This is a genomic window from Bradyrhizobium sp. Mp27, from assembly GCF_029953005.1.
Classification (GTDB): Bacteria; Pseudomonadota; Alphaproteobacteria; order Rhizobiales; family Xanthobacteraceae; genus Bradyrhizobium; species Bradyrhizobium barranii.
The window spans coordinates 1-3,189 of the sequence record NZ_JASAUS010000359.1 but is presented as its reverse complement, the minus strand read 5'-3'; the positions used below and the strand labels follow the sequence as shown (position 1 = coordinate 3,189).

Annotated in this window: 3 protein-coding genes; 1 reads left to right on the top strand and 2 read right to left on the bottom strand. The window is 60.4% G+C overall.

The features are described 5' to 3' along the window. Nucleotides 1–89: 89 nt before the first annotated feature. Together QJT78_RS49710 and QJT78_RS49705 are read right to left on the bottom strand one after the other, a co-directional pair. Complete coding sequence (locus QJT78_RS49710; protein ID WP_281460809.1) at nt 90–1,445, bottom strand: hypothetical protein; 1,356 nt, start codon at nt 1,443–1,445, stop codon at nt 90–92. Next, nucleotides 1,442–1,795: a hypothetical protein gene (locus tag QJT78_RS49705; RefSeq protein WP_028154582.1), complete on the bottom strand. Its 354-nt coding sequence runs from the start codon at nt 1,793–1,795 to the stop codon at nt 1,442–1,444. The genes QJT78_RS49710 and QJT78_RS49705 overlap by 4 nt, the downstream gene beginning before the upstream one ends. 652 nt (nt 1,796–2,447) lie before the next feature. On the opposite strand from QJT78_RS49705, the gene QJT78_RS49700 reads away from it, so the two are divergent. Further along, complete coding sequence (locus QJT78_RS49700) at nt 2,448–3,125, top strand: trehalose-6-phosphate synthase (RefSeq protein WP_281460808.1); 678 nt, start codon at nt 2,448–2,450, stop codon at nt 3,123–3,125. Nucleotides 3,126–3,189: the final 64 nt, after the last annotated feature.

The following is a 3,189-nucleotide window of genomic DNA, read 5'->3' as shown; positions in this document are numbered from 1 at the left end:
TCGTCAGGCGGCGAAAAGCCGAAGGCAATCCTGTGCGCCTCGTCAGACAAGATGTGCGGCCGCATCAATCGGGCCCAAAAGCCGCACTCTCACGAATAGGACGGGCTAGGGGCCGTACTGGCGCCACTGCCACGACTAGCGCGTTCGGCTTGCCAGGCCAGCTCGCGCACATGCGTTCCCGTAGCAAACACTGGTCCAATCTCTGGATGATGCAGCTCCTGAGGGACGACCTGAGAGAGTTCTCCAACCAGCTGCCGACCAACGGCGCGTTGTGTCACCCGGTCGATTGCGTCAACGACAGTGAGCCTTGACGGCGGTTCTTCCTCGGCCGAGGTCTCCTCGGCTCGACGACCACGCCAAATTGTCACGGGCCTGTCGGGCTCGGCAAGACGAGCAGATGCGCAAGTAACGGCAACGTCGAGGGCCTCGGCCGCAGCGGAGATGGCTGGCCAGCGGAGATCGAAGCCCCCGGCTTGGCCACGACCATTCAATTCTCCCTGTATTGCCTGTTGTATTAGGGAGTTGACGCCGGATTGCGCGCAACTGGCTGCTGCTCCCCGCAGGTTCAGCAGGGCATCGTGCGAAACAAGCTGGAAGGCATAAGCCACGAAGTTTGCGACCTCACGGGTGTAGCAGTAAGCTGTGTTGGCGTTGGATTGAACCACCGCTTTGTAGGCATCGACCTTGCTATGCGATGAGCTTCGAAGGTGCCCAAAAGCATTCACGCCCGTGTGCGCAGCGAAGCCGAAGCTCATAGCGGCTGCCGCCAGACTGGGCAACAGACGTGTCAGCTGGCTTGCGGGCACGTCGGGAGTTCCCGCCGTCGCGAGGGCCGCTGATGGCGCCGACCGCTCTCCCTGAAATCCTCTGCGATAAGCCTCCCAATTATCGGTCGCCCGCCATGTGTGCACGCCCGCTCTTGCACCCGCGATCAATCCCATCGCCATGTTGACCGCAGCATGTGCTGCCATCGCCGTATCGCTGACCTGTTGTGGCTGTTCCGGGCGACCGGAAAGCACCTGCACCGCCCCCTGTACGAGGCGACCCGCAAAGGTCTCGAACGCCCCCAGCGCTCCATTCGCGGCCACCAGCGTGGCCGTCCGACGCCACCATCGGGCGCGGCCAGCAGGGAGAGCACGTTGCTCCGTCCCTGCGTCCGCATCAGGTCGCGGCGATACGCTGTCCTCAAGCAGAGGCTCGGCGTACCCAGCAGCATCCTCTTCCACGAGTGAGTTTCCCGAGTGCAATGTCCCCGTACTGGCAAGCTCACAAGCCATCGAAAGTTGTTCAGATGCGTTTTCTTGCTCCGCTCGCTGGTTATCTGTCAGCGTGGGCGGCCCGCTGGTGCTGTCGCGATCCCAAACCCGCACAGCCGTTAGGTCACCTGCGCGCTGAGTCTCAGCCGCAGCTGCGCTATCCACCACACGTGAAATGCCTGTGATCATGTCGCGCTCCGCCCGTCTCGCCAAGCTTTAGCCTGCACCGCCAAGGCATCCAGCAACGGCGCAAAGGTCGGGGGAGCGATCTGCGCAAACTCGAACTTCTGACCCAAGATAAGGTGTTGACTCAACGGATTGACGAAGAACAGCGGCGCACCAAGCAGGAAGTTCTCGAGGTTTCGGGACAATGCAAGTCCAACCAAGTCATGCTCGGCTGCCGTCGAAAGCAGGCCTGCGTCGAGCAGCACAGCGGCCAGATCATGCCGGTCTCCACATGGATGGATGAATGTGCAGACGATGTCGTGCACAATCAGCGTTCGTTCCCGAGCGAAGTGACCAACATCGTCCAGCTTCATTGTACTGGAGTAGTGGCTGAGCCACTGAGAGAAAGCACATGCCACAACGACTCTCCATGGCAGTTATTGTCACTTTAACCGTTGAATATCTCAGGTGTGTGACTGCGTCGCCATTCGGCGCGCCGTCGCTTCGGCGATCACCGAGCATTTGGCACGAGTGCGCTCTGCCGAGCCAAGTAGGTAAAGTGCGGGGCGCCGAGGTCCCGACCTCCGCCTGCTGTGCCTCGGACCGGAAGCAACGATGTTGTGGGCGGACTTGATATTGCGATTAACCGTTCGGCATGCAATTTTGCGTTGCTCGGCATAGATCGCCATCAATTAGGAGATGAAGATGCAAGACATACGATTGAATGTTCCGCTTGTGGGCCATCGAAGGCAGCTGTGACTTTCTTGGCGTGAACGGCTGGAAACGAGAAGGGCGGAATCGTAACGTCGGTCATGGCGGGCGTGGCGTTCGCGGTTGGAGGTGATGGGGTTGGCTTCGCAACCGAATCCTACGCCGCATCAGCGCTTTACACCACGCTCGCCAGCCTCTCAGGCGCCCTCTCGCGAATAAGACGGGCTAGCTCCGCCACCCTGGCGTCGTGGGGATATCGCTCGGAGCCGATCTGCGACTGAATCAAACGCAAACAGCGACGAACGGAGTTTTGGGATGATTCGAATTCATAATGCTCTCGACACGGCAACGTTGGCTTACAGCAGTACATCGGGCGCTGCGCAGCAAGATGAAACCATAAACCAGCACGCCTTTGACCAGCAGCCGGACGAGATATCGCCGAAGCTGGATGAACCAGGCGGTGCACGTCCTGCCCATTCTATTGCCTCGGGCGGGGTGGCTGATGTGGTTAACCAGCAACCTGATTTGAAGCTTGTCGTCATTTCGAACCGCGTTGCGCCCTTCGACCCCAGTAAACCCCAGACCGGCGGCCTTGCCGCGGCCCTTGAGCCGGTCGTGCAACGGTCCGGGGCGGTCTGGGTCGGTTCCTCGGATAACCGGGGCGACGGGACCGAGCGCCCCCTGCCACTGGTGGAAACTGGAGCGGGTTTTGTGGCCAGGCTCGATCTGCCGGCCGCGGACTATCCTGGCTACTATCGAGGTTTTTCGAATTCGACGCTGTGGCCAGCGTTGCACTCCCTGCCCGAGCGCATGTCGGGCTCGGACGATTATGACAGCTATCAAAGGACCAACGGGTTTATTGCGCGTGCCGTCTTCGACGTACGCGATCGGGACGCATTCTGGGTGCATGACTATCATCTGATTCCGCTCGGGGCCAATCTGCATGACCTAGCCCGTCCTATTCGTGAGAGTGCGGCTTTTGGGCCCGATTGATGCGGCCGCACATCTTGTCTGACGAGGCGCACAGGATTGCCTTCGGCTTTTCGCCGCCTGACGA